Origin of the sequence: Saccharopolyspora ipomoeae (assembly GCF_029952525.1) — a bacterium.
Lineage (GTDB): Bacteria > Actinomycetota > Actinomycetes > Mycobacteriales > Pseudonocardiaceae > Saccharopolyspora > Saccharopolyspora ipomoeae.
On record NZ_JASAOF010000009.1, the window covers coordinates 125,447 to 150,559 of the forward strand.

18 protein-coding genes and 1 pseudogene are annotated in these 25,113 nt (G+C 68.0%); 10 read left to right on the top strand and 9 right to left on the bottom strand.

From position 1 onward, the window contains the following. Positions 1–12: 12 nt before the first annotated feature. Both QFW96_RS16300 and QFW96_RS16305 read right to left on the bottom strand, forming a co-directional pair. A complete protein-coding gene (locus QFW96_RS16300) occupies positions 13–504 on the bottom strand; it encodes an RpiB/LacA/LacB family sugar-phosphate isomerase (protein ID WP_281456501.1) in 492 nt (163 codons plus the stop codon). A gap of 113 nt (positions 505–617) precedes the next feature. Further along, a complete protein-coding gene (locus QFW96_RS16305) occupies positions 618–740 on the bottom strand; it encodes a hypothetical protein (RefSeq protein WP_281456502.1) in 123 nt (40 codons plus the stop codon). Positions 741–786: 46 nt separating this feature from the next. On the opposite strand from QFW96_RS16305, the gene QFW96_RS16310 reads away from it, so the two are divergent. The 5 genes and pseudogenes from QFW96_RS16310 to QFW96_RS16330 all read left to right on the top strand — a co-directional run bounded on the left by QFW96_RS16310 (position 787) and on the right by QFW96_RS16330 (position 7,958). Next, a complete protein-coding gene (locus QFW96_RS16310; protein ID WP_281456503.1) occupies positions 787–2,001 on the top strand; it encodes an iron-containing alcohol dehydrogenase in 1,215 nt (404 codons plus the stop codon). 10 nt (positions 2,002–2,011) lie between these two features. Beyond that, positions 2,012–3,487, top strand: coding sequence for an NAD-dependent succinate-semialdehyde dehydrogenase (locus tag QFW96_RS16315; protein ID WP_281456504.1), 1,476 nt, complete (start codon positions 2,012–2,014; stop codon positions 3,485–3,487). A 203-nt stretch (positions 3,488–3,690) separates the two neighbouring features. Continuing rightward, positions 3,691–5,069, top strand: a pseudogene (locus QFW96_RS16320) (MFS transporter). Between the two features lie 353 nt (positions 5,070–5,422). Beyond that, positions 5,423–5,728 carry a hypothetical protein gene (locus QFW96_RS16325; RefSeq protein ID WP_281456506.1) on the top strand — a complete coding sequence of 102 codons (306 nt, stop codon included), beginning with the start codon at positions 5,423–5,425 and terminating at the stop codon, positions 5,726–5,728. Between the two features lie 571 nt (positions 5,729–6,299). Beyond that, a complete protein-coding gene (locus QFW96_RS16330) occupies positions 6,300–7,958 on the top strand; it encodes a cation:proton antiporter (RefSeq protein WP_281456595.1) in 1,659 nt (552 codons plus the stop codon). A 1,304-nt stretch (positions 7,959–9,262) separates the two neighbouring features. On the opposite strand, the gene QFW96_RS16335 is transcribed toward QFW96_RS16330, so the two are convergent. After that, entirely contained in the window at positions 9,263–10,438 is a 1,176-nt protein-coding gene (locus QFW96_RS16335) for a beta-ketoacyl synthase N-terminal-like domain-containing protein (protein WP_281456507.1), read from the bottom strand. A 265-nt stretch (positions 10,439–10,703) separates the two neighbouring features. Between QFW96_RS16335 and QFW96_RS16340 the strand changes: the two genes are divergently transcribed. Beyond that, positions 10,704–12,770, top strand: coding sequence for a putative bifunctional diguanylate cyclase/phosphodiesterase (locus QFW96_RS16340; protein WP_281456508.1), 2,067 nt, complete (start codon positions 10,704–10,706; stop codon positions 12,768–12,770). Positions 12,771–13,196: 426 nt separating this feature from the next. Here QFW96_RS16340 and QFW96_RS16345 read toward each other — a convergent pair whose 3' ends face one another. The 4 genes from QFW96_RS16345 to QFW96_RS16360 are packed head-to-tail and all read right to left on the bottom strand — an operon-like array spanning position 13,197 to position 17,569. After that, positions 13,197–14,102 (bottom strand): 2-deoxy-5-keto-D-gluconate 6-phosphate aldolase domain-containing protein, encoded by a 906-nt coding sequence (locus QFW96_RS16345; RefSeq protein ID WP_281456509.1) that lies wholly within the window; start codon positions 14,100–14,102, stop codon positions 13,197–13,199. Beyond that, on the bottom strand, positions 14,099–15,106 hold the full coding sequence (locus QFW96_RS16350; protein ID WP_281456510.1) for a zinc-dependent alcohol dehydrogenase: 1,008 nt from the start codon (positions 15,104–15,106) through the stop codon (positions 14,099–14,101). The genes QFW96_RS16345 and QFW96_RS16350 overlap by 4 nt, the downstream gene beginning before the upstream one ends. A 52-nt stretch (positions 15,107–15,158) precedes the next feature. Continuing rightward, positions 15,159–16,289, bottom strand: a complete 1,131-nt coding sequence (locus tag QFW96_RS16355) for a 6-phosphofructokinase (RefSeq protein WP_281456511.1) — start codon at positions 16,287–16,289, stop codon at positions 15,159–15,161. Then, a complete protein-coding gene (locus tag QFW96_RS16360; RefSeq protein WP_281456512.1) occupies positions 16,286–17,569 on the bottom strand; it encodes an MFS transporter in 1,284 nt (427 codons plus the stop codon). The genes QFW96_RS16355 and QFW96_RS16360 overlap by 4 nt, the downstream gene beginning before the upstream one ends. Positions 17,570–17,756: 187 nt before the next feature. Here QFW96_RS16360 and QFW96_RS16365 point away from each other — a divergent pair, with 187 nt between their 5' ends. Genes QFW96_RS16365 through QFW96_RS16375 form a run of 3 tightly spaced genes read left to right on the top strand, consistent with a single transcriptional unit; the run spans position 17,757 to position 21,018 of the window. After that, positions 17,757–18,416: a GntR family transcriptional regulator gene (locus tag QFW96_RS16365; protein ID WP_281456513.1), complete on the top strand. Its 660-nt coding sequence runs from the start codon at positions 17,757–17,759 to the stop codon at positions 18,414–18,416. Beyond that, positions 18,413–19,576, top strand: coding sequence for a mandelate racemase/muconate lactonizing enzyme family protein (locus QFW96_RS16370; RefSeq protein ID WP_281456514.1), 1,164 nt, complete (start codon positions 18,413–18,415; stop codon positions 19,574–19,576). Before QFW96_RS16365 ends, QFW96_RS16370 begins: the two co-directional genes overlap by 4 nt. After that, complete coding sequence (locus tag QFW96_RS16375) at positions 19,573–21,018, top strand: aldehyde dehydrogenase family protein (protein ID WP_281456515.1); 1,446 nt, start codon at positions 19,573–19,575, stop codon at positions 21,016–21,018. The genes QFW96_RS16370 and QFW96_RS16375 overlap by 4 nt, the downstream gene beginning before the upstream one ends. 171 nt (positions 21,019–21,189) lie before the next feature. Here QFW96_RS16375 and QFW96_RS16380 read toward each other — a convergent pair whose 3' ends face one another. Together QFW96_RS16380 and QFW96_RS16385 are read right to left on the bottom strand one after the other, a co-directional pair. Beyond that, on the bottom strand, positions 21,190–22,422 hold the full coding sequence (locus QFW96_RS16380; RefSeq protein ID WP_281456516.1) for a sensor domain-containing diguanylate cyclase: 1,233 nt from the start codon (positions 22,420–22,422) through the stop codon (positions 21,190–21,192). An 891-nt stretch (positions 22,423–23,313) separates the two neighbouring features. After that, the gene (locus QFW96_RS16385) at positions 23,314–23,631 is read right to left on the bottom strand and encodes a hypothetical protein (RefSeq protein ID WP_281456517.1); all 318 of its coding nucleotides are present in this window, start codon (positions 23,629–23,631) and stop codon (positions 23,314–23,316) included. Positions 23,632–23,677: 46 nt separating this feature from the next. Between QFW96_RS16385 and QFW96_RS16390 the strand changes: the two genes are divergently transcribed. Then, positions 23,678–24,808, top strand: a complete 1,131-nt coding sequence (locus tag QFW96_RS16390; RefSeq protein WP_281456518.1) for an MFS transporter — start codon at positions 23,678–23,680, stop codon at positions 24,806–24,808. Positions 24,809–25,113 lie beyond the last annotated feature (305 nt).

Consider the following 25,113-nt stretch of genomic DNA (forward strand, 5'->3'; position numbering starts at 1 on the left):
GCGCCGGGGCGTTCACACCGACTCGTTGGAGCCGTCGCCCTCGGCGAGGAGTTCCCTCGCTGCAGCCTGTTCCATGTCGCGCAGCTTCCTGACGCGGCGTCGGGTGTCCGCGTCGTCGTCGAAGCGGGCGTTGAGGAAAGCGATGAGGGCTTCGCGGGCGGTGGCCGGCCCGATCAACCACGCTCCCATCGCGATCGTGTTGGTGTCGTCGTGTTCTACCCCCTGGTGCGCCGAGAACACGTCATGCCCCAGCCCGGGGCTGATCCCGGGGATCTTGTTGGCGGCGATGACGGCACCGACCCCGGTGCCGCAGAGCAGAACCGCTCGATCGGCCTCTCCGGTGCGAACGAGCTCGCACGTGGCCCTGGTGATGTCGGGGAAGTCGACGGGCGAGTCGTCGGGCGTGCCGCGGTCGGCGATCGTGTGGCCGAGTTCGCGGAGCACGTCGATGACGTGGCCCCTGAGCGCGACACCGGCGTGGTCATTTCCGAGGGCGATCTTCACGGTGGACTTCCTCCAGAACGGGGGCGGGCACTTCCGTTGAGGTGAGATGGCGGAGACGCTGCGCAACGGGGGAGCGGCCCGGCGGGGGAGGAACCCGCCGGGCCGGTCGCCGTTCAGGTTGTCTTGCGGTCGAGCATCGCCGCCATCTTCTCCGCGTTCATCGCGTAGGGGTGGGGGTCGACGTCGAACGCGGACTCGCAGCTCTCATCCCGCTCGATGCCCAACCGGTCGAACAACAGGCCACGAGCGATCTTGTCGTTCTCCGACTCCTGGATGGCGTAGGTGAGGCCGCCCGCGGAGGTGCTGTTCGGGAACGGTTCCCGCGCGGCGCTGCCGCGAGTGCTGGCCGATCGGGGAACACGGGTCTTCGTGTGCTCGGATCCGGTGATCGCCGAGACCGATCATTTCGCGCGATTCCTCGATGCCGCGCGCGAGCGCGGTCTCCACGTCACCGCGTACTCGGACGTGCAACCGGAGCTGCCCTTGGCGGGCGTGGCCCGCGCTACCGACGCCGCCCGCAGGTGCGAACCCGACGTCGTGGTCGGATACGGCGGTGGCAGCACCGTGGACCTTGCCAAGTTGCTGGCGATCACGCTGGTGACCGACGATCCGCTGTCGAGCTTCTACGGCGAGAACCTGGTACCGGCGGGAGTGCTGCCGGTGGTGGCGGTCCCGACCACCGCCGGGACGGGTTCCGAGGCCACCCCGGTGGCGGTGGTGTCGGATCCGTCGCGCGCGCTGAAGGTCGGGATCTCGAGTCCGCGCCTGGTCCCGGTCGCCGCGGTCGTCGACCCCGAGCTGACCCATACCTGCCCGGCGACGGTCACGGCTTTCTCCGGCATCGATGCGCTGACCCATGCGATCGAATCCGCATCAGCCCGTCGGCAGGACGTGGACCTCACCGGCGAGCTCCCGGTGTTTGTCGGCGCCAACGCGCTGAGCAGCGTTCTTGCTCGCCAGGCCGCCGCGGCGATCGCCCCGAACCTGGCCGTCGCCGTTCGCGAACCGAGCAACGGAGCGGCGCGAGCGAACCTGGCGTACGGGAGCCTGCTCGCCGGGATGGCCTTCGGCTCCGGCGGCACCCACCTCTCGCACGCGTTGCAGTACCCGATCGGCGACGTGACCCGCACTCCTCACGGACTGGGGGTGGGACTTCTGCTGCCCTACGTCATGGAGTCCTGCCTCCCGTCGTCGACACCCGTGCTGGCCGACCTCGCCAAGGTGATGGGCGCGTGCGACGCCGGTGCGGACGACGACGTAGCGGCGGTCTCGGGGATCCGGGCCGTGGTCGAGTTGCGCGCGGCGATCGGGGTCCCGCACACCCTCGCCGACATCGGGGTCGCACGAAGCGACCTCGGGCGCATCGGGGAGCTGGCGGCCGGGGTCGGCCGACTCCTGAACAACGCACCGGCAGCGGATCCGCGAGCGCTGATCGAACCGGTTCCGAGCTGCGCCTGGAGCGGCCGCAGCGACACCTTTGCCCACGCCCGAACCTGAGGAGCTCGACGTGACGATCCAGACCCACCACGGCGAAGCGCTCGCCCCACTACCCGATGTCCTGCACACCGAGCTGTTCATCGCCGGAAAGTGGCGCGGCGGGACAGCGGCCCACCGCATCCGAGTGCACGATCCCGCGACCGGGGAGGCGATCACCGAGATCGCCGGTGCCGAGACGTCCGACTGCCTCGATGCGGTGGAGGCCGCCGCAGCAGCCGGCGCGTCGTGGGCCGGGAAGGCGCCTCGCGCCCGGGCGGAGGTCCTGCGACGGGCCTGGGAGATCATGCGGGCCGAACGCGCCCAGCTCGCGGCTCTGATCAGCGCCGAGAACGGCAAGGCGACCTCGGACGCGCTGGCTGAAATCGACTACGCCGCTGAGTTCTTCCGCTGGTACGCCGAAGAGGCAGTTCGCATCACCGGCGACTTCCGGCTCGCGCCCGGGGGCGACAAGCGCATCGTGGTCAGCCCCGAGCCGGTGGGGGTGTGCGTGCTGATCACCCCGTGGAATTTCCCCGCCGCGATGGCCACCCGGAAGATCGGACCGGCCCTGGCCGCCGGGTGCACGGTCGTGCTGAAACCGGCGACCGAAACTCCGCTGACGGCGGCCGCGATCGTCGACGTGCTGGATCGTGCGGGTGTGCCTGCGGGCGTGGTCAACTTCGTGACCCCGCACCGGACGGGCGAATCGGTCAGCGCGATGCTGCACCACCCCGCGGTCCGCAAGCTCTCGTTCACGGGATCGACCGAGGTCGGGCGACTCCTGCTGCGCCAGACCGCCGACGCGGTGGTCAGCACGTCGATGGAGCTCGGCGGCAACGCTCCACTGGTGGTCCTCGAAGGAGCGGACCTCGCGCTCGCGGTGCAGGGCGTGGTGCTGGCGAAGTTGCGCAACGGGGGAGCGGCGTGCACAGCGGCGAACCGCCTCTACGTGCACCGATCCGTCGCGGAGGAGTTCTGCCGACGGCTCGCCGATGAGATGGCGAAGCTGACGACCGGGCCGGGACGGATCGAGTCCAGCTCGCTCGGCGCCCTCGTGTCCGAGGTGGAGCGCGACAAGGTCGCGGCCCTCGTGGATGGTGCGGTTGCCGAAGGCGCTCGGGTGGTCACCGGAGGCACCACACCGGACGGGCCCGGGGCGTTCTACCCACCGACGGTGCTCGCTGATGTGCGCCCGGATTCGTCGATCATCCGGCACGAGATCTTCGGCCCGGTGGCGCCGATCGTGGTGTTCGACACCGAGGACGAGGCGGTTGAGTGCAGCAACGACACCGAGATGGGGATCGCCGCCTACGTTTTCGGTGATCTCGCGGCGGCGATGCGCGTGGCGCACCGGTTGCAGACCGGGATGGTCGCGATCAACCGCGGGGTGCTGAGCGATCCCGCGGCCCCGTTCGGCGGCGTCAAGCAGAGCGGTCTGGGGCGCGAAGGAAGTTTCGAGGGGATTTCGGAGTACCTGGAGACGAAGTACATCGCTGTCGACATGTGATTCCGCTGGAAAGAACGGGTTTTCGAGAACTCAAATCCCAGCGGATCACCGCAAGAAACGCACTTCCGAACTCGCCCGACGCGTGAAACCGGGTCGTCGGCCGAGTGGCGACGTGCGCTGATCAAACAACCCGATTCGCAGGAGAGAAGAGGCGCAACGTGGCGTTCAATCCTTCCTCGTCGCCGGAGAAGGCGGACGAAGACATGCGAAAGACAGTCCGGCGCAAGATCGCGTGGCGGCTGATCCCGCTTCTCGCGCCCGCGTACTTCCTGGCCAGTCTCGAACGGGCCAACCTGGGCATCGCCTCCTTGAGCATGAACGAGTCGCTCGGCCTGAGCTCGGCGACCTTCGGCCTGGCCGCAGGCATGTTCTTCATCGGGTACTTCCTGTTCGAAGTGCCCAGCAACCTCGCGATGGCCCGCTTCGGTGCGCGCAAGTGGCTCGCTCGCATCGCGGTGACCTGGGGTGTGGCGGCGACGCTGACCGCGGCGGTGCAGGGCGAGGTCAGCCTGTACGTGATGCGCATCCTGCTCGGAATCGCCGAGGCCGGGTTGTTCCCCGGGGTGGTGTTCTACTTCATGCTGTGGTTCCCCGCCCGGGACCGCGCGAAGATGCTCTCCCTGTTCGTCCTGGGAGCCACGCTCGCGAACATGGTCGGTCCACCGCTGTCGGGGGCGATCCTGGAGCTGTGGCCGAGCGGACTCCTGGGGCTTGAAGATTGGCGTGCGCTGTTCATCATCGAGGGCCTTCCTTCGATCGTCGTCGGACTGCTGATCTTCACCGTGCTCGTCGACACCCCCGACAAGACCCGCTGGCTCACGGCGGAGGAGAAGAACTGGCTCGCCGGCGAGGTCGATGATCGGCGGCGACGCGTTCGACCTCGCCGTGGTCGTGCCGAGTGCCCAAGGTGCTCGCGTACTGAACTGGTGGAAGCGGGTTTCGCGGGGCAGAAGTGGTTCTTCGCGGACGGACCTGGCCAGGGGGAGGAGGAGCTTGCTCGCAACGTCGAGCTGGCCGCACGAGCGCGCGAGGGAGCGGGCCCGCGCGCCCAGCTGATGTTCGACGCGTTCATGGGCTGGGACCTGGCCCATGCGACGGCGTGGTGCCGGGAAGCCGAGCAGTTCCGCCCCACGTGGTTGGAGGAGCCCTTCGCACCCGCCGCGGTCGCCGCGTACGCCCAGCTACGCGGCCTAACGACCGTTCCGCTGGCGGCGGGCGAACATCTCTACGACCGCTTCGACCTGCTGCCCTTCCTGCAAGGGGCCTGCTCACGGCGCTGCAAGTGGACCCCGAGTGGTGCGGCGGGGTGACGGATCTCGTCCGGATGTGCGCCCTCGCGGAGCCGTACGGCGTGGCGGTCGTCCCGCACGGGCACGGATTGCACGCGGCCCTGCACGTGGTTGCCGCGCAGTCGCCCGCGGTGTGTCCGCGACTGGAGTACCTGTACCACCACATGCCGGAACGCCACCACTTCGAGATCGATCCCCCGCGCCCAAGGGAGGCGAGTTCAGGCTTCCCGCAGCCCCCGGGTTCGGCATCGAATTCAACACCGATCGGATCCAGTCGAGCACCGACGTGGTGAACATCGGATGAGGAGGCGCGGAACCGGCCTCGCACCCGGAAGGCTCGGGGCCGGTTCCGCGCCGTCCGAACTCGCGCGGGACGTCAGCACGGTGCAGGGAGTGGGGACCGCACATCTGGACGGTCCCCCACGTGAGGTGTGCGCGACACAGCCCTCGTACTACCACTGATCTCGTGACGTGCAAAAACTTCGGCGCGGGAGTGTGCTGGAGCTCAAAGAGCGTGTGCATCGACGTCCGTGCGCGGGGTTGGTGTGGCGAGTGCTTCGAGGCTTGGGGTGGATTGTGGAGCGCAGGACGTTCGCGTGATCGTGTTGAGGGATGTTTGCCATCGTTGTTGGAGTGCGTTGAGGAGTTGGGTTTCGACTTCTTGGGCGGCGTGGGAGTAGATGTGTTCGATTTTGTCGGGGAGGACGTGGCCCATGCGGCGGGCTTGGGCGATTTGGGGGATGGCGTCGGCGATGAGCCAGGTTTTGTGGCTGTGGCGGAGTCCGTGGAAGGTGAGTCCGGGGACGACGGGTTGGAGGTGCATGCGGGGGATGGGGTGGTGGAGGGTGCCGTCGGTGGCGGGGCGCATGGCGCGGTGGGCGTAGTTGCTGCGGCGGAGGGGCTGGGGTGGGTGGTGGGCATCGTTGGCGGGCTGACTGCTTTGTTTTTGTGATTGTTTCAGTGGTTACTGAATTTGATGTCGGATTGCTGTCTTCCTGGTCGGCTACTGGGGGAGGGGGAGAGGTCGGATCGCTCGGTTTGCTTGCGGGTCTGGAGCAGGAGTGAAACTGGAGCGCGCTTCTGTCTGTCTCTTGTGGACGGCGCTGGGGGTCAAGGGGTCGTGGGTTCGAATCCCGCCGTCCCGACGGCTGTGACCAGCGGGTTTACTGATAGGTGAACCCGCGGGTTCCGTTTTGTGGGGTGTTGTGGTCGCATCTGGATGCCGCCGCCGTGGCACGGTAACCGCTTCAGCAGTGCAACCACACCGCACCCGCCGAAACCTCACTGATCCGCTCGGGTAGCTCGTAGAGGTGGCCTGGCAGCGCTCAGTTGTATTCAGAGGGACGCGCTTTCACCACAGCAGGCTGGCGGCACACGGCTCGTTCTCCCTTGCGGCGCTAGCCTGGTAATGGGCGGAACGGTCACGCGGTCGATGTGCAGCCGGCTCTTGGCTCGGCGGCCTTGTTCGGCGTGACGTGGGCGGGGTGCGCTCGCGGCACGCGGCTTCGGGGGTGACGGTGGACATGCACGCGTTCCCGCTCATCGCGGTGGTGCTGGCCATCGGCGCAGCCGCGGGAGTGCTCGCCATCCGCCTCCATCAACCGTTGATCGTCGCCTTCATCGGCGTCGGCATCCTCGTCGGTCCAACCGGCACCGGCTGGGTGACCGGGGAGGGCACGATCGAACTGCTGGCCAGCCTGGGCATCGCGATCCTGTTGTTCCTCGTCGGCCTTCGGCTCGATCCGCACCTGATCCGCACGACAGGGTCCGTCGCGCTCGTCACCGGCCTCGGCCAAATCGTCTTCACGGCACTGCTTGGTTACCTGATCGCGAGTGCCCTGGGCATGGACCTCGTGCCAGCGCTCTACGTCGCCATCGCGCTAACCTTCTCCTCCACGATCATCGTCGTGAAGCTTCTCTCCGACAGGGGAGACCTGGAACACCTGCACGGGCGCATCGCAGTCGGCTTCCTCATCGTCCAGGACATCGTCGTGATCCTGGTGATGATCGCGCTGTCCGCATTCGGTCAGAGGACAGGCGCCGGCATGGCGCTCGACGTCGCACTTGTGCTCGGCAAGGGAATCGCGCTTCTCGCAGGTATCGCGGTGCTGATGTACTACGTCCTGCCGGTGTTGCTGCACCAGATTGCCCGTTCCCAGGAACTGCTCGTGCTCTTCGGTGTGGCCTACGCCGTCTCGATCGCCGCTGCCAGCGAACAACTCGGCTTCAACTCCGAGGTGGGGGCCTTCCTCGCCGGTATTTCCCTGGCGGGCACCCCCTACCGCGACGCGTTGGGTGCCCGCCTGGTGAGCCTGCGCGATTTCCTGCTGCTGTTCTTCTTCCTGAACCTGGGAGCCAACCTGGAGTTCGACGACGTGGGGTGGCAACTCGGCGAAGCCGCCGCGTTGTCCGCGTTCGTCCTGCTCGCGCACTCGCTCATCGTCATGGCCATCATGACGATGATGCGCTACCCGGTGCGGGTCGCTTTCCTCACCGGACTCGCGGTCTCCCAGATCTCGGAGTTCTCGCTGATCGTCGCCGCGCTCGGCCTGGAGCTCGGGCACATAGACAACACCACGGTCAGCCTCATCACCGTCGTCGGGCTCGTTACGATCGGCGGGTCGACTTATCTGATCCAGTACTCGCACCGGATCTACGACCGCCTCGAACGGGTGCTCCGCGTCTTCGAACGGGGTAGTACCCGGGCTGATCCCACCAATTCCGAGACCGAGTTCGACGGCGTGGTCTACGGTCTCGGTCGATTCGGCGGGCACGTCGCTGGCCTGCTCGGCCGTGCCGGGCACCGCGTGCTGGCCGTGGACTTCGACCCGCACCGTGTTGCGACCACCTCTGCCGAGGGGGTCACGGCGGTGCACGGCAGCGCCGAGGACGCGTACTTGCTCGAGTCGCGCTCGTTGTCACGAGCGCGATTCGTGATCAGCACCATCCCGTTGTTGGAGACGAACGCGGCGCTGCTGCACGGGCTGCGTCAGCACGACTACCCCGGCAAGATCGCGCTGACCGCGCACACCCGGCACGACTCCGAACAACTGCGCGCTGCCGGAGTCGACATCGTCCTCGAGCCGTTCACGGACGCGGCCAGGGCTGCGGCCGAGGTGCTCCACGAACTCGTTCGCGATGATGGCGAGGACGGCGCCAGCGACCGCGGAGAACAACCCTGAAGTCACCCTGCGAGCATTCACCGATCAGCAGGGCCGACTAAACACATCAGCAGGTGGGGGTCCAGCCAGAGTTCCTCGCCTCGGACGCCAGTGAACTGACGATCGACGGGGGAACGAGCATCTGAGCGATGGAGGTGGTGAGCGGGCCCGACCGCGCCCGCTCACCACCGCGGCCGGGATGGAACCGTCCACGGTCAGCGCTCGGGGCGTGCGACGTTTCGGCTTGCAAGAACCGGAAGTCGCAGCCTTACCTGCTCGACGTAGAGGTGTCGGTAACCGCGCTCGGGCCGCGGACGCGTTGGGGAGGAGAGGCGCTTGTTGCTGCGGGGTAGGTGGCCGGCGCAGGCGCGGGCGACGGCGTAGCCGAGATGGCGTTCGACCCAGGGGAAGGTGGTGCGTCGGATCCAGTGGATGCCGACCTGCTTGAAGTTCCAGTGTGGACCTCGTCCACCTCGACCGTACGTGCTGGATCCGCTCGGGTGATCAGTTCGAACACGGACAGCTGCTCGATCGGCCTAAAGCATCCCCGACGGCGTTAACGCAAGAGTGTGTTATTTGCCCGCAAGATCTACGGTGCGCCTTGCGAGGGTTCCACGTGACGTTCCATCCTCGCGATGCGCCTTGGACGTCGTTCAGGGCGTGAACAGGGCCCGACGGGGAACGGAGCCCTGCCGTTGTTCCAAGCCGTCCCCGCGCATGGGTCGAGGGCGGCGGAGCAGCAGCGAGGGGCTCCGTCTCCCGTGCCTGGCGGGGACGGGGTGCCTCGCCGCGGGCGGGGGAGTTCGGGCGCGGGCCGCCGACGGCCACCGCACCTCCGCATTCAACTCACAGGCAAGTCCCTGTGCGTAGTGGTGGGGCGGGCGACCCCCCGACTGCCGCCCGCCCCCACTAAGTGGGACCCCGACGTCCCACCCGCCACACACGCCCGGTCATCGCTGGTCAGAGGGCGTGTGTGCGAGGTGAATGCTCTGCGTCGCTGGTGTCTGCGTCAAGCTTTCACCGGGAAGTGGCTGTGATCGTGTCCGCTTGGGCCGGTGAGCCGGAACTTGTCGACCAGTGGGTGCAGGTCGTCACCTGCCGTCCTGGCGGCCTGGATGGGCGGGCGGCCGAGCGCCGGTTGCGCGCTCCCGTCCGGACAGGTGCCGGAGAGGTGCGCGGGGTGCGCAACAGGCAGAGGTCGGCTGGCGCGCCCACTGAGATCCGGCGCGGCGACCCACCGGGGTTGTCGAGGGGGAGAGCAGGCCGTCGAGAGCTTCACGCGGGGAGACCCGCTCGGCCGGGGTGAGATCGGCTGAACAGCAGGATCAGGCTGACGTGTCGAGTTGGGGTGGTTTGAGGACGACGGCGGAGTTGTGTCCGCCCATGCCGATCGAGGATTTGATCGTCAGGCCGGCAGCCGGTGGTGTGGGGCCGGAGAGCAGGCGCGGGTGCCCGTCGGCGACCAGTGGCGGTGCGGGAAGGAGCTCGTGGTCGTATCCCAGCGCGGTGGCGGCGATTTCGACGGCCGAGGCTGCGCCCTGGCAATGTCCGGCGAGTGGTTTGATCGAGTACAACTCGGCTGTGGCAGGGAACAGGGCGTCGAACACGGCTGCTTCGGCCCTGTCGCATTGTCGTGTGCCGGGGCCGTGGGCGTTGAGGTAGCGCACCTGCTCCGGGGCGATACCGGCGTTGTCCAGAGCTTGGGTGAAGCAGTGGGTGATGTCGGTCAGCTCGGGGTCGATCGAGGTGACGTGGTGGGCGTCGTGCGACATGGCTCCGCCCAGCACGTGCAGGTAGGGATGGGGCGTGCTCCGGGAGAGGACCATGGCGACCGAGCCTTCGCCCATGATGAAGCCCTGGCTGCCTTCCTGGAACGGGCGGCAGGCCTGCAATGGTTCGGTGTCGGTGATGGCGACGCCCAACTCGGCGAAGTGCCTGAGGTTCTCCGGGGTGACGGAGAGATCGGTGGCCACGAAGATCACGTCGTCGACGATGCCGCTGTCCACCCACGCCTTGGCGGTGAGCAGGCCGGCGTTGCCGGAGGCGCACATGGCGCCGACGTTCATGGCCGGCCCGTGGAAGCCGTATTCCTGCATGAGGGTCGAGATCGGTGTCGACGGCATCAGAGCGAGGTAGTTGCGCACGGACACGCGTCCGTCGTGCGCGAGGTAGAAGTCTTTCCACAGGTCGACTTCGCCGAGCACGACCGCGTGGAGCAACCCGACTCGTCGCCCGGGTTGCCACCCGCGTTGCGTGGCGTCCGCGATGGCTTCGCGGGCGGCGAATCGCATCGCCCGCTGGAATCGGCTCGGGCCGTCCGAGGGCTCGCCTCCGTCGGGAACAAGTGCCGCCCAGGCGGCCGCCTGCCCGTTCTCGCCGTAGCCCTCCTGCGGGCAAGCGGCGGGTTTCGCCGCGGCGAGTCCTTCCCACAACTGCTCCCGGCCCCAGCCGTAACCGGTGACAGCGCCCAACCCGGCGATGTCCAACTCCCGTAAGCCCATGGCGATCTCCTCGAGCTGTTTGCTAGATCACAAGTCGAAGCAGAGCGACTCTGACCTGCCTCACTCGGGAGTGTCGTTCCTCGGTCATGCAGTGCTACACACGGTGACCTCAAATACTGAAAACAATTCGAATGGGCTAATTTAGTGCTCTGGATGACCCTTTCATGATCACAAATAGTAGTATCGCCACGATGGTTCATGTCTGTGTGCACGGCGCTATGAGGGGATAGTTGCCGTGGGTCATCAGCGGTCGGAGAGGGAGCGGATGTCACGGGAGCAGGAAGCGGGCGACCGAGGCGTCGTCATGTCCGGTTCGCGGATGGATCGCGCCGTGCTGGACCTGACGCTCGCCATTCACGGGGCCGTGGCGTGGCGCTATCGCTTCGCTGACGACACGCTCACATGCTCCGGCGACGGGCTCGACCGGCTCTTGGGCATGCCCGGCGCCGGCGTGGAGTCATTGCAGGCCCGGCTGCGGGAGCTGCTGGAGCCGGTGATCGTTTCCGCTGCGACGACATCGGTGTGGCGCGATCTCGAACTCGAGCAGCCGTTGGAGGACCAGCACGGAGTGGCCCGCAGGCTCCACGTCCGAGCGCGCCCGGTCGGCCAGGGGCGTTCAACGGAGCTCGTCGGAATCGCCACGGACGCGCGGGCATGCGGGGAAGAGGCCAGGCAACTGGCCATCTTGGCTGATCGGTACCGGCTGCTGGCCGAGCTGAGCCCCGATGCGATCTGCGTGCATCAGGACGGCCTGCTCACCTACGTCAACCCCGCCACGGTGCGATTGGTGCGAGCTGAGTCCGATGAGCAACTGCTCGGGCACCCCATCAGCGAGTTCGTCGCCGAACCGTCGCTGCGCGACTTGCGCCAACGGGTGGCCAGATTGACCGAACCGGGCATGGCCTCCGAGTCGACCGAGGTGCGGCTGCGCTGCATGGACGGCGACACCGTGCTCATCGAGTCCGTCTCAGTGCGCACCGAATGGAACGGTCACCCGGCCTTCCAGGTCCTCATGCACGACATCACCGCCCAGCGCAGGGCGGAACACGCGCTTCGCGAGCAGGCCACCCACGACGATTTGACGGGGCTGCTCAACCGCCGCGGGATGAACGAGATCCTCACCTGGCTGACCTCAGGTGAATCGAAGCAGCTCGGACTCGTGTTCTGCGACATCGACAACTTCAAGCGCATCAACGACTCGCTCGGTCACGAAGCCGGTGACGAACTCCTGATCGCCCTGGCCCGGCAGCTTTCCGCATCCGTACCGCAGGAGTGCACGGTCGGGCGGCTCTCCGGAGACGAGTTCCTCGTCATCACAGCAGACCTCGACGCGGTCGGCGGACTCCAGGCGCTGACCCGGCGCATCTCCGAAGCACTGCGCATCATGGTTCCCATTCGAGATCAAATGGTCAGCGTCTCCGCCTCCACCGGCGGGGCGCTGCTGACCGGGTCCATGACCGGACAGGATCTCCTGCGCTACGCCGATGTGGCCATGTTCCACGCGAAGAGCCGCGGTCCCGGACGCATTTCCTTGGCCGACAGTCGGATCATCTCCGCTGCGGAAGGGCAGCTGCAACTCGAAGGTGAACTCCGCCACGCCATTCGCAGCGACGCGCTGACCTTGCACTACCAGCCGATCGTCGATGGTGATGGCACCACCGTGGTCGGTGAAGCCCTACTCCGGTGGTCGCACCCCGAGCGGGGCCTGCTGGATCCCGGGACCATTCTCGCGGCTGCCGAGCAAGGCGATCTGATGCGTGAACTCGACCAGTGGGTGCTGCGCACCGCGTTGGCCGACGCGGCACGTTGGCCATCGTGCAATGACACGCCTCCGGCTGTCGCAGTAAACCTCGGCGGACTCCTTCCGGGCGATCCCGATTTCCTCGATGCCGTCACCGAGATCATCGCGAATTCCGGGGTGCCGTTCGACCGGGTCGTGCTCGAAGTCGTCGAAACAGCCCTGGTGGACTTGAGTCCGCAAACGCATCAGGCCATGAGCGACCTCGCCGATCTCGGGGTGCGCTTCGCCCTCGATGACTTCGGCACTGGTTATTCCACGCTGTCCCGTCTCAAAGAGCTTCCGGTCCACATCCTCAAACTCGACCGCACCTTCGTCACAAAGATCGACACGGACCAGGTCGATCACGCGATCGCCCGCGCGGTCGTCACCATGACCCACGCCATGGACCGCATCTGCGTCGCCGAAGGAGTCGAAACCCACGAACAGCTCCAGGTGTTGCGGAGCCTGGAAGTCGACCAGTACCAGGGCTACCTGGTGGCCCATCCGCAACCGGCCGCAGCCTTCCGCGCCCGTCTCGCCACGCGTCCGTGAATGGAAGTGGCCGTGGATCGAGGTCGACCGGCCGACGCGTTGGTCGGCATCGTCGAGGAAACGTCCGACCGCGCCGCATTGCCGGAACGGTTGTGCGACGTGTTTGGCTGCGCTTCCGGTGAATGGAGTTGGGCCGCCGTTGATGGGTGGGAACCACGTCGCGCGGCGCGCTTTGCCGGGAGCGAGCGACCCGACTGGGACTCGGCTTGAAGAGCTGCAGTTCAAGGTTTGAGGAAGGCGGTGTCGATCTACGAGCATGAGAAGGTCCCCCGCCCCCTCCACCTCCGGAGTTGAAGGCCCAGCCGCGTCCTGGGGGAGACGTCGATCTAGGGTCCAAGGGATGTGGTTCGGCCCGGGGCATCCATGCGGACGCCCCGGACCGCTGTGCCGTGAGCCGAGGCTCCTGGTTTGGCGAGAACTCGTTGCTCAGGGAAGTGCGGGGAGCCCCAACGCTTCGGTCATGATCCGGCAGTAGGCGGCGTAGGTCCGCGCGATCGAGTCCGCGGCGTTGTCCCGGCTGATGCGGTGGGCGCGGAAGTCCTGCACCGCGCTCCACCAGATGCTGCGCCCGATGGCGAATCCGATGAAGCCGGCTTCGGCGGCGTTGCGCAACCACCGCTCCACCACGTCCTGGCCGGCGTTCTTGCCCAGGACCACCGCGTCGACCGGGTGTTGTGCGCCGGCCCTGCAGCGCTGGAGCAGTTCGGCGAAGCGCTCGGTGTCGGGCATGCCCTCCAGCTTCCAGATGTCGACCCTCGCCCCGGTCTCCTTGATGTGGTCGATCGCGGTGAGCGTCAGTTCGGGTAGCAGCTCGGCGTCGAATCGTGCGGTCGACCCCAGGTCGCTGAGCTGCTCCCGGGTCGGCGGAACGATGATCTCGACCAGCAGCGGTGCCCCGGTCTGCCGGACGCGATCCGATGTGGACTTGAGGTCGAGCAGCTGCTTGCGTGCGAGGTCGTCGGCGGCCTCCGGGTTGTACCGGACCAGCACCTTGGGGATCTGCGGCCGGTGCGCCAGGAGGAGTTGTCCGCTTACCGAGCGGGGTTCCTCCTCGTAGACCGACGGTTGGGACTTCTCCAGCGCCATCGACAGCCGGATCCCGGCGTTCTTGATCCGGGCCGGGCTCTCGCCCCCGAGCTCCTCATCGACGAGCACCGCAGCCGCCTCCGGGGCCACGCCGTGGTCGCGGACCGCGCGGATCGCGCCGTCGGCGATCAACTCCTTGATCGCCACCAGCTCCTCGGTCTGCGCCGTCGTGAGCTCGGTGGTGCCGAACACGGCCTCCTTGAGCCACAGCCGCTGGTCCATGGCCAGCATGAACAAGGGAGTCATCGGGGATCTCCGTTCTCCGAGGTGGGGATTCGCACCAGCGGTTTGAGCTGTTCACCGGACCCGAACGTCCGGTAGGTCTGTTCCAGGTCCGCGAAATCCGTTCGCACGCAGAGGGTGCGGGACAGGTTCGCGCCGATCGAGCGCAGGAGCGCCCAGTTGGCATCGACCTCGTGCAGCGGGAAGTAGAACGAGCGCACCATCGTCATGTCCGTGCGCCGCCAGCGAGGCCCCATCGGGAACGACAGGTCCGTCGCGCCTTCACCGAGCAGCAGCAGGACGCCGCCGGGCTCGACCAGTTCCCAGGCGAGCCGGCGCCCGGCTTCCGAACCGGATGCCTCGACGACGAGCGGGTGATCGTTGCGAGGCAGGTCGTCGGGCATCGGTTCGGCGCCGACTTCGGTCGCGGCGGCCAGCCGGGTCGCGGACAGGTCTCCGGCCAGCACCCGGCAGCCGAACAGGTGGGCGCTGACGGCCGCGGCACCCACGCCCAACGGCCCGCACCCGACGACGACCACGTGGTCGGGATCAGCGGTGAGGCCGCGCCGGGCCATGCGCAGCCCGTGGCCTGCGGTGCCCACGGTGTCGAGCGCGAGGACGGCGACGTCGGAGGGCACGTCGTCGGGCACGGGGATGAGGTTGCGTGGAGGCAGGTCCAGGAACTCGCGGAATCCGCCGTCGGCGTGCCACCCGACGAGGCTGTCCAGGTGCAGGCATCGGTTGGTGTCCTGCCGCAGGCACGCGCGGCACCGCCCGCAGAACAGCGGGATGTAGACCAGGACCCGGTCGCCGGGCGCGACATCGGCGGTGGCGGAACCGGTGTCGGTGACCCTGGCGACGATCTCGTGGCCCGGCACGAATCGCGCGCCGTCCTTGAGCAGCCGCTTGTCCGAGCCGCACAGCCCGACGAGCTCCGCGCGCACTCGGACCAGTCCGCGTTCCAACGCCGGGACCGGCCGCCGTTCGAAGCGAACGGCTCCCTCTCCCGGGAACCGTGCGACGGTCATCGTGGTCAAAACTGTCTCCTTCGCTCTCAACGGTCTGCGCCGGTCGTGGCCTTCAACCGACCGGGCTGAGCCGGTTCCACCAGCTGCGGAAGTCCGCGGGGATGTCCGGGCAACCGGGGATCAGGGGGTACGGCACCGAGCGAGTGCGCCCGGCGACCTCGTCGAGCGGCACCGCCGAGCACGCGCTCGGGGAACGGTCGTCCTCGAGCGGGTCGAGGCTCACCATGAGCCCCGACGCACCCTGGTGCAGCAGGCGCGCGGCATGGGCGCCGACCTGCCAGGCATCGGTCCGGTCCCGCTCGGGCGCCATCCACGACGCGGCGCGCTGGACCATGCCCAGCACTTCCGGCCGGGTCCGCAGGCCGAGGGCATCCGAGGTGCGGTCGGCGAGATCGCGGACGGCTCCGTTGCGCAGCAACCGGCCGTGGTGGGAGGCGTCGAACTCGGTGCCGGTGAGTTCCGGAGCGGCTCCCTCGGCGACGACGACGAGGACGTGGCCGTGCCGGGTGAGGGCGCGGTCGACCGCCGGGAGGAAGCCGGCCAGCGTCAGCGGGGCCTCCGGCGCGTACACGAGGTGCGGTGCGTCGTGCTCACCGTTGCGCGCCAGCGCTGCTGCCAAGGCGAGCCAGCCCACGCCGCGGCCGAGCACCTCGACCAGCCGGACCTGCTCCAGCGGCGCCATGGCGCGCAGATCGGCGCCGAGCGCGTGCACAGCTCGCATCGCGTAGGTGCCCGCGGTGAGGAAGCCGGGGGAGCGGTCGGTGCCGAGCAGATCGTTGTCGACGGTCTTGGGAACACCGACGACTTGCAGGCGCAGCTCCATCCGCGCGGCGGCCTCGGCGAGCCCCGCGGCCAGGGCCATCGACCCGTTGCCGCCGGTGACCGCGATGCCCCGCACACCGGCGCCGGTCAGGTGCTCGACGCTGCGTTGAAGCTCGTCGGCATCGGGAGGCCGCCGCCCGGCACCGAGCACCGCACCGGGCTCGGCCGCCAAGGTCAGCAGGTCGGGGCGATCGGTGCGCAGGGTGGAGAAGTCCTTGTCCACCAGGCCGTTGGCGCCGCCCTGCACTCCCACCACTTCCGCTTCGCCCTGCTCGGCGGCTTGCCGCAGGAATCCCGCGACGCTGGCGTTGATGACGGGGCTGGGGGCGCCGGCCTGCACGATCGCGTAGCGGGTGGTCACGTCGCGCTCCTCGCAGGTGCGGGGAAGTTCTCCGCGGCGGTGCCGCCCGATGCGGCGCCCAACTCGCGCTTCGCCGTCTCTCCCACGTAGGCGATGCACACCAGCGTGATCACGCACAGCACCAGCAGGTAGGTGCTCACCGGCCAGGACGCGCCCCCGGCCCATGCCGCGAGTCCGGTCGCGATGGCCGGGGTGGGCGCTCCGGCGATCAGCCCGGATGCCTGGTAGCCGATGGAGATCCCGGAATAGCGCACCGAGGTGCCGAACAGTTCGGAGAAGAACGCCGACTGGATGCTGAACATCAGTCCGGTGCCGACGGCGTGCATGAGGATGATGGCGGCCCACACGATCGGCACGGATCCTTGCTCCAGCGCCCAGAAGTAGCCGAAGACGCCGACGCCGCAGATGACGGCTCCCGCGGCGTAGACCGGCCGCCGGCCGATCTGATCGGAGAGCTTGCCGAACAGCGGGATCAGCACGATCTGCACGGCGGAGGAGACCATGAAACCGGTGAGCACGACGTTGCCGCCGAGTCCGAGGGTGTGCGCGGCGTACGAGATGGCGAAGACGTTGATGACGTTGAACGTCGCGGCGTCCGCGAGCCGGGCTCCCAGCGCGAGCAGCGTCTGGCGCCAGTGGGTGCGCAGCAGTTCGACGACGGGGATGGAGGTGTGCGGGACGGCGGTGGCTCGCGCGGCTTTGAACGCCTCGGTCTCCCCGACGCTCATCCGGACCCACATGCCCGCGAGCAGCAACAAACCGCTGAACAGGAACGGAACGCGCCAGCCCCAGGACATCATGTCCTGCTGCGGCAGCTGCGAGACCAGCGCGAAGGCACCCGCCGACAGCAGCAGACCGATGGGCGCGCCCAGTTGCGGCACGGAGCCGAAGAAGCCGCGCCGGCCGTTCGGCGCGTTCTCGACCGTCAGCAGCGTGGCGCCACCCCACTCGCCGCCGATCGCCACGCCCTGCAGCAGCCGCAGCACCACCAGGAGCGCCGGAGCCCAGACGCCCCAGGACTCGTAGGCGGGGAGCAGGCCGATCGCGAACGTCGACAGGCCCATGATCATCATGGTGGTCACGAGCATCGACTTCCGGCCGACGCGGTCGCCGAAGTGGCCGAACACGACGGCGCCCAGCGGGCGCGTGATGAAGCCACCGGCGAAGGACAACAGCGCCAGCAGCGTCTCGGTCGACGGGTCCGACGCGGGGAAGTAGAGCTTGCCCAGGACGAGCGCGGCGGCGGTGCCGTAGAGGTAGAAGTCGTACCACTCGAGCACTGAGCCCACCAGGCTTGCCGCGCTCACTCGGCGCATGTGTCTTGTCGCGCTCATCTGATCTCCATTGATCGGGAAGCCTCGGAGTTCGAATTGCATGTAGATTGAACCAACTGCATGTAACGTGTCAAGATGTCATCGAACCGAACACCACACGGGGCCGTGCAGGCCGGGGCCGGGAGGAATGACGATGAAGGTTTCATCCGCGGAGCGGATCGCGGACGCCGTCTACCAGCACCTGCGGGAGCAGATCTTCTCCGGCGAACTGCCGCCCGGCACGCGGTTGAGCGTCCCTGCGCTCGCCGATGAGCTGGAGGTCAGCCGCAGCCCGGTCCGGGACGCGGTGCTGCGGCTGACGCAGGAACGGCTGGCGCGCGAGGAACCTCGGCGAGGTGCGGTGGTGTCCCGGGTGGGGCCTGAAGAGCTCGCCACCCTCTACCAGGTTCGCGAAGTGCTCGAAGGCCTCGCCGCTCGGCTGGCGGTGGAGAACGCCGGACGCCGACTCGTCGACCGGCTCAGGGAGGTGATCGAGGAGCACGAATCCGCCGTCGAGTCGGCCGATCTGGACCGGCACCTGGAGACCGACATGCGCTTCCACGCCCTGATCCGCGAGGCCGGGGGGAACGAGGAGGTGGTGCGGCTGCTCGACGACATTCAGACGCAGATCCGGCTCGCGATGCGCACGACCACCGTCACCGGCGGTCCAAGGCACGCCCTGCACGACCACCACAAGATCCTGAGCGCCATCGAATCCGGAGACCCGGCAGCGGCGGAGCAGGCCGCGCGGGCCCACATCGCCCGGCTTCGGCTCGCATTGCTGGAGTCGGCGGAGGAGGTGGACCACCGGTGAGCGCCACGGCCCCGAACACCATCGTCGAGGCTCGGTTGCGCGTGCTGCGCGCCGCCACCCGGGACGGCGTCGCGATGTCGTTCGCGCCGCTGACGCACCGCTCGATGGTGCTGGTGGAGTTGGAGACCGGGGACGGCCGGATCGGTTACGGGGAGAGCTGGACCAATTACCCGTCCTGGGCGACGGTCGAGCGGGTCGCGACCCTGCGGGAGGGGGTGTTCCCGCTCGTGATCGGCCAGGATTCGCGTCACATCACCGAGCTGCAGCGACGACTGGTCGCCGAGCTCACGCCCATCGGCCGCCAGTGGGGCGCCCAAGGCCCCATCATGCAGGCGATCAGCGCGGTCGACATCGCCCTGTGGGACTTGCACGGCAGGGCCAGCGGCCGGTCGATCGCATCGCTGGTCGGCGGCCGGGTCCGAGAATCGAGCGCGCTCTACGCCAGCAGCCTCGGTCCGGAAGACGTTGTGCGGCAGGCCCGGCACTGCGCCGCCGAGGGCTACACGGCGGTCAAGGTGAAGCTGGGATTCGGCCGGGAGCACGACGAGCGCATCCTCGTCGAGGCGCGCGGAGCGCTCGGGGCCGACGTCGCGCTGTACGCCGACGCGAACCAGGCGTGGGGCGTCGACGAAGCGGTGGCGATGGCGGCGCTGTTGAGCGAGTACGACGTGGCGTGGCTGGAAGAGCCGCTCCGCGGCAACCGGCTGGACGAGCTCGAAGAGCTGCACCGGCGCACCGGGCTGGTGATCGCGACCGGCGAGAACGTCTACGGACGCGAGGAGTTCCACCGCTACGCCGCATCCCCGGCGGTCGCGATCCTGCAGCCCGACATCGCCAAGACGGGCGGGTTCACCGAAGCGCTCGCCATCTGCCAGCTCGCAGAAGCTCATCGGAAACCCGTGCTGCCGCACCTCTACGGCGGTGCGATCGCCTTCGCCGCCACCCTCCAGCTGGCCGCTTGCGCCCCAGCGGTGCACGGCATCGAGTACGACATCCGCGACAACCCGCTGCGGGACCCGCTGCTGATCGACGGACCGAGCCCGCGGCAGGGGCGGATCGCCCTCCCCGATGGTTGCGGGCTGGGTGTCGACCTGGACCTGCACGCCGCGCAGCGGCACCTCCACCCCGCACAGCAGTCCGAAGAGGAGCTCACCGCATGACCACGACCGGCACCGAAGTCGAGGCGCTCGTCGGCGCCCGCATCAACGGTCAGCCCGTGCGACCGGCGCGACCGTGGCGCACCACCGTGATCGAGCCCGCGACGGGGGACCCCCTGTTCGAGCTGGTCGGTGGCGGTGCGACCGAGGCGCGGGTCGTCCTGGACGAGGCCGAGCGCGCGGAGCGCGGCTGGGCCGAGACCGCGCCGGCGGCGAGGGCCGAAGCGCTGCGGGGAATTGCCTCCGCGCTGCGCAGCGATCCCGAGGCCGAAGGGCTCGCAGTGCTGATCAGCCGGGAGACCGGCAAGCGGATCGCCGAGTCCCGCGCTGAAGTCGGCCTGTCGGCGGCGTTCTTCGAGTGGTTCGCCGATGCGATTCGCAGCCGAAGCGGCGCGTCCCATTCGGTGGTGCCCGGCTTGCGGCACGAGGTGATCCAGCGCCCGCTCGGAATCGTCGCCGTGCTCACCCCGTGGAACTTCCCGGTGTCCATCCCGGCTCGCAAGATCGCTCCCGCCCTCGCCGCAGGTTGCCCGGTGCTGTTCAAGCCGTCCGAGGTGGCACCCGCATCCGCGCTGCGCCTGGCCGAGATCATCGAAGCCCACGTCCCCGCAGGGGTGGTGGGCACCGTGCTGGGCGACCCCGCCGAGGTGTCCGGTACCTGGCTCGACGACCCGCGGGTGCGGGGGTTGACCTTCACCGGTTCGACACGCGTCGGAAAGCTGCTGGCGGCGCAGACCGCGGCGAACTTCACCCGCAACGTGTTCGAGCTCGGTGGGAACGCGCCGTTCGTCGTGCTCGACGACGCCGACCCGGTGCGGGCAGCCGACGTGCTGGCCGTCGCCAAGTACCGCAACAACGGACAGTCCTGCATCGCCGCCCAGCAGGTGTGGGTGCCGCAGCACCTCGTCGACGACTTCACCGCGGCCTTCCTCCGCGTGACCGGCGAACTCGTCCTGGGCGATCCGCTCGACCCGGACACCACGCTCGGACCGCTCGCGCTCCCCGGTGACCCCGCCCGCATCGCCGAGATCGCCCAGGACGCGGCCCGGTCCGGTGCCGATGTCGTCACCAGCGATGTCACGTTGCCGGACCGAGGGCACTACGCGCGGCCCGTGCTGTGCGTCAATCCGGCCGGCGGCCGCGCGGTCGAAGAGGAGGTCTTCGGGCCGTTGGCAACCGTCCGGAGCTACACCGACCTCGGCGAGGTGCTCGCCGCGACCAGCGCGGACCGATGCGGGCTCGGTGGTTACGTCATCGGGGAGCCCGTCCGCGCCACAGCCGTCGCGCAGGCGCTCGACGTGGGAATCGTCGGGGTCAACAACGCCACCCCGAACGCACCGGTTGTGCCCTTCGGCGGGCTCAAGCAGAGCGGGCTCGGGTGGGAAGGCGGTCAGATCGGCCTCGACGCCTTTCTGACCTGGCACACCACCGCGGTCGGAGCGTGAACCGCGGGCGGACGGTCAGGTAGAGCGCTGAACAGGACTGGCTCGAGGCGATGAGCGCGTTGGCGAGTCAGCAACCTCGCCGCAAAGCTCGCGGCGAAGGGCCTCATCATCGAAGAATTGAGCCGCCGGTCGCAGGAAACCGGGAATTCCCTGCAACCGGACGTGCGTTTGCTATCGGCGGTCGGTCTGCTTGTGGGTGTACATGTCCAGATCTGCGTTGTGCAGCAAGTCCGAGGCTGAGGTGGAGGGGCTCTGCGTGGTGGCGAGCCCGATGCTGGCGGAGAGCCTCGTTCTGCGACCGCCGATGACGATGTCGGTGTCCAAGCTCTTCGCCACGCGAGCGCGGAAAGCTGTTGCCGCGTGCTGGTTCGGCATGCGGGTGAGGACGACGAATTCGTCGCCGCCCAGACGGGCCACCGTGTCACCGGGCCGGACCGTTCGCAGCAGCTCGTCCGCTGCGGCGATCAGGAGTTGGTCGCCGCAGCGGTGCCCGCAGGTGTCGTTGATGAGTTTGAGGCCGTTGAGGTCGGCCAGCAGCACGGTGACGACTCCACCCCGTTGGGACAGCGCGGCGAGTTCTTGGTCGAGCCGGTCCAGGAGCAGGGCGCGGTTGGCCAGACCGGTCAAGGGATCGTGCAGGGCCAGGTGCGCGATGTGGTTGTCGCGCGTCTCCCGGTCACCGATGGCCTCGTACTGCCCGATGAGGTAGGCGGGCCGGCCGTCGGGTCCGGCAACGGAGCTGGCTCGCAGGAGGATCCAGATCGGGTGCCCGTCCTTGTGGCGGTAGCGCTTCTCCAAGCTACCGGTGTCCCGTCGGCCGGCGACAAGGTCGGCCAGCAGCTCCAGCCCTGTGTTGTCGGGGTAGGTCAGGTCGGTGAAGCGCATGGTCAGCATTTCGTCGCGGGTGTATCCGACGATGTCGCAGAGCTTGTCGTTCACCTCCAGCCAGCGGCCGTTGAGGTCGAGCCGGGCTATCCCGATGGGGGCGTGGGTGAAGGTTTGGCGCCAACGCAGCTCGGCTTCTCGTCGCTCTGTGATGTCGTGGTGCTGGGCCAGGATGCACCGCGGTCGGCCGTCGGAATCTCTGATGAGCGCGTAGCTGATGAGCACCCAGACGATCTGGCCGTCGGATCGCACGGCGCGCTTTTCCACCTGGAGCTTGTCGGTGCCGTTGGCGACCATGTCGTTGATCGACTCGTCCAGCATGGGGTCATCGGGATGGTTGAAGTCACGGGCTGAGCGCCCCACCAGTTCCGTGAGGTCGTAACCGAGGAGATCAGCTAGGGCCGAGTTGGCGTAGACGATGCGTCCCTGCAGGTCGGTCACCGTTATCGAGGCGGCGGCCTGCTCCACGATCGTCTGCCATGCCAAGCCCTGCGGCATGGCGGGCCCGAGCGCCGACATGAGGCCAAGGGTAGACGTGTCGGGCGGTGCTCCGTGAACGTCGCTCAATCGGGGCAGCGGGACGTGCACCATCGCTGCAGACGGCAGCACGAGTCACGTGCAACATGACCGCCGCCGGTCGACAAGTTGTTCGGGTGACGACAGGGTCCGTCTCCCTGCTATCGGTGAACGTCCGTTCATCCTCGGCGTCTCGATCCGACCGGAGCCGCGTGAACCGCGCAGCACCGCGATAGACGTGTCGCGTGGTCAGCGCGTCCGTGCTGATCGCGACTACTTCCTCCATGACCCGGCATCGCACGCCCATCGAATCGAGTCGACCGAGTGCTGAGCCCGTGATGTAGAGGCCCAGCAACGGTGCGGGTGCACATCGGAGGTGGATCAGATGGCCGTTGGTGCAGCGGATTCCGACTCCGTTGGAGCCGGCGGCGACGGCCTTCCGTGCGTGGAATCCCGTCGTGCTGAGCGAGATTGGGTCGAACCCGGCCCGTGATCACCCAATGGTCCTCTGTGGAGCGGGTGTTGAGTGTCCGCTCCCCGCTCGGGGAGGTCGATCGGGCAGCTCCTCGTGCGCATGAAGTGGATCTGTCGTGCTCTGTCGACCCTGGGGTGGCCGCGGGGAGCCCTTCTCTTGACGCTCGCTGAAACTGGGCTTATGGTACCGAAACCATAGTGCGATATGACAATATCGCATAGTGATAGTAATCGAGTGTGACACCGTGGCGAGGGAGGTCTCCGGCGCAGCGAGAGCTGACGCTCTGCCGGCCGTCTTCAAGGCAAGAGCGAAGGCCCACCTGGATTTTCCGTCCTCGGTTCGGCGCTCCGGGTTCTCGGCTGTGAATCGGGTGGTTCGGTGGCGGCGTCGACTCACCACTGCCATCTCCTGCTCCACGATCACAACGAGTGGCTCAGCCGCGTGAACCGCGCGCGGAGAGCTGAAACTTGCCGGATTCCGGTGCTGTTGGTGAGAAGTTCACGGCACCGCCCTGCTGACGGGCCCTGCGGCTGGCGCGCCACATCGTTGCCGAAGGCTGCCCGCTCGAACGCCTCGTCCTCAATCGCAGAGCCCGGCATCTGAGCCGGGTTCTTCCTCGCGAGCAGTGCGTCCCACCGTGGAGGTTCAACGATGAACACCAAACCAGCCGGAACGAAGACCAGAGCGGGGAATCCGTACAGATGGGTCGTCCTCTTCGCCTGCTGGGCTTCCTTCACCCTCACTTCGATCGATCGCTCGACGTGGGGTCCGGCTTCGGTCTTCGTGGGCGATAGCCTCGCCGTCCCGATCGCGAGCCTCGGGGTCTTCGCCACTGCCTACTACATCGGTTACGTGGTCTCGAACGCGCTGGGCGGGATCGGAACGGATCGGTTCGGTGGTCGATCGATGCTGTCGATCTCATTGCTGGGAGCCGGTGGGTTCATGGCCCTCTTCGGCTCCACCACCTCGGCCACGGTGGGCATCGCTGTGCAGGCGCTGGTCGGCTTGTTCGCCGGTGCTGACTACTCGGCCGGCGTGCGTTTGATCGCGAGTTGGTTCAAGCCGTCGGAACTCGGTCTCCCCATGGGGATCTTCACCACGGCCACTTCGTTGGGAACCGCCATCGCCAACGCCGTGGTGCCTGCCCTCATCGCTCAACACGGTTGGGAGGCCTCCTACCACCTGTTCGGCATCATCTCGATGGTGTTGGCAGTGGTGTTGTTCTTCCTCCTGCGTCCCGGTCCGATGTTGGACGACGCATCGGAGTCGCAGCCCGCAACGGGGAAGCGGGGTTTCGCGGCGATGGCCCGCAACCGGAACCTGATCCTCGCCAGTCTTGCCGGGTTCGGTGCGTTCTGGGGGCTGTACGGCTTCGTGGTCTGGGCGAACGCACTGATGATCAAGGGTTACAAGATCTCCCCGTCCACCGCGGGTTTCGTGGTCGCGATCTTCGCGATCTCCGCGGTCGTGGTGAAACCCATCGTCGGTTTCGCGGCCGACCGCTTCTTCGGTGGCGCGCGCAAGGTGCCCGCCGTGGTCATCATGGGGATCTTCTCCCTGACCTTGGTCGCATTCGGCAACCTCAGCTCGCCCACCGCGTTCATGTGGCTGGCCCCGTTGCTCGGGGCTGCCGCGTACGGCTGGAGCCCGCTGATCGTCGCTCTGGTGCCGCGACTCGTTCCGGCCTCGGTCACCGGTGCCGCCTCTGGATTCGCCAACGCCACCTGGCAGCTCGGTAGCGTCGTGGTTCCCGTCGTGGTCGGTGCGGTCTTCTCCGCTACGAACTCGTTCAGCGCCGCCTTCGTGACGCTCGCCGCCGGTCCACTGGTCGGGCTGCTGATCATGCTCGCCGTCCGGGAGGAGAAGCCGACCTCCGAGCCCGTCGTGAACGAGCGCAGCGCTGCTCAGGGATGACGCAGGAGTAGTGCGGAGCCGCTCGATCGCAGCGGGTCGGCTCAGCGACTGGCGTGGTCGTGGTGCGGGCGTCCTCCTCCGCGAAGAGCGGCACGATCGGGAAGTCCAGGTCGAAGGTCGCCTCGTGGAGGAGGCTCTGCCCGAATGCGCGTCTGTTCCTGTGCTTTGGTCGAACCTGCTGAGCACTTCGCTCGGGTTTGGCCTGACTGGTTGCTCATTGCACGGGGGTAGAAGCCTGCTCCGGAGATCAGGATGGCCGCAGGCCGGGTGTTCGGCGGGGCTTCCGGTGCTGATGAGGGTGCCGA

Coding starts and splice junctions, on each gene's coding strand:
- QFW96_RS16330 (WP_281456595.1), top strand. CDS start 6,300: ATGCACGCGTTCCCGCTCATCGCGGTGGTGCTGGCCATCGGCGCAGCC.
- QFW96_RS16335 (WP_281456507.1), bottom strand. CDS start 10,438: ATGGGCTTACGGGAGTTGGACATCGCCGGGTTGGGCGCTGTCACCGGT.
- QFW96_RS16340 (WP_281456508.1), top strand. CDS start 10,704: ATGTCACGGGAGCAGGAAGCGGGCGACCGAGGCGTCGTCATGTCCGGT.
- QFW96_RS16345 (WP_281456509.1), bottom strand. CDS start 14,102: ATGACTCCCTTGTTCATGCTGGCCATGGACCAGCGGCTGTGGCTCAAG.
- QFW96_RS16350 (WP_281456510.1), bottom strand. CDS start 15,106: ATGACCGTCGCACGGTTCCCGGGAGAGGGAGCCGTTCGCTTCGAACGG.
- QFW96_RS16365 (WP_281456513.1), top strand. CDS start 17,757: ATGAAGGTTTCATCCGCGGAGCGGATCGCGGACGCCGTCTACCAGCAC.
- QFW96_RS16375 (WP_281456515.1), top strand. CDS start 19,573: ATGACCACGACCGGCACCGAAGTCGAGGCGCTCGTCGGCGCCCGCATC.
- QFW96_RS16380 (WP_281456516.1), bottom strand. CDS start 22,422: ATGTCGGCGCTCGGGCCCGCCATGCCGCAGGGCTTGGCATGGCAGACG.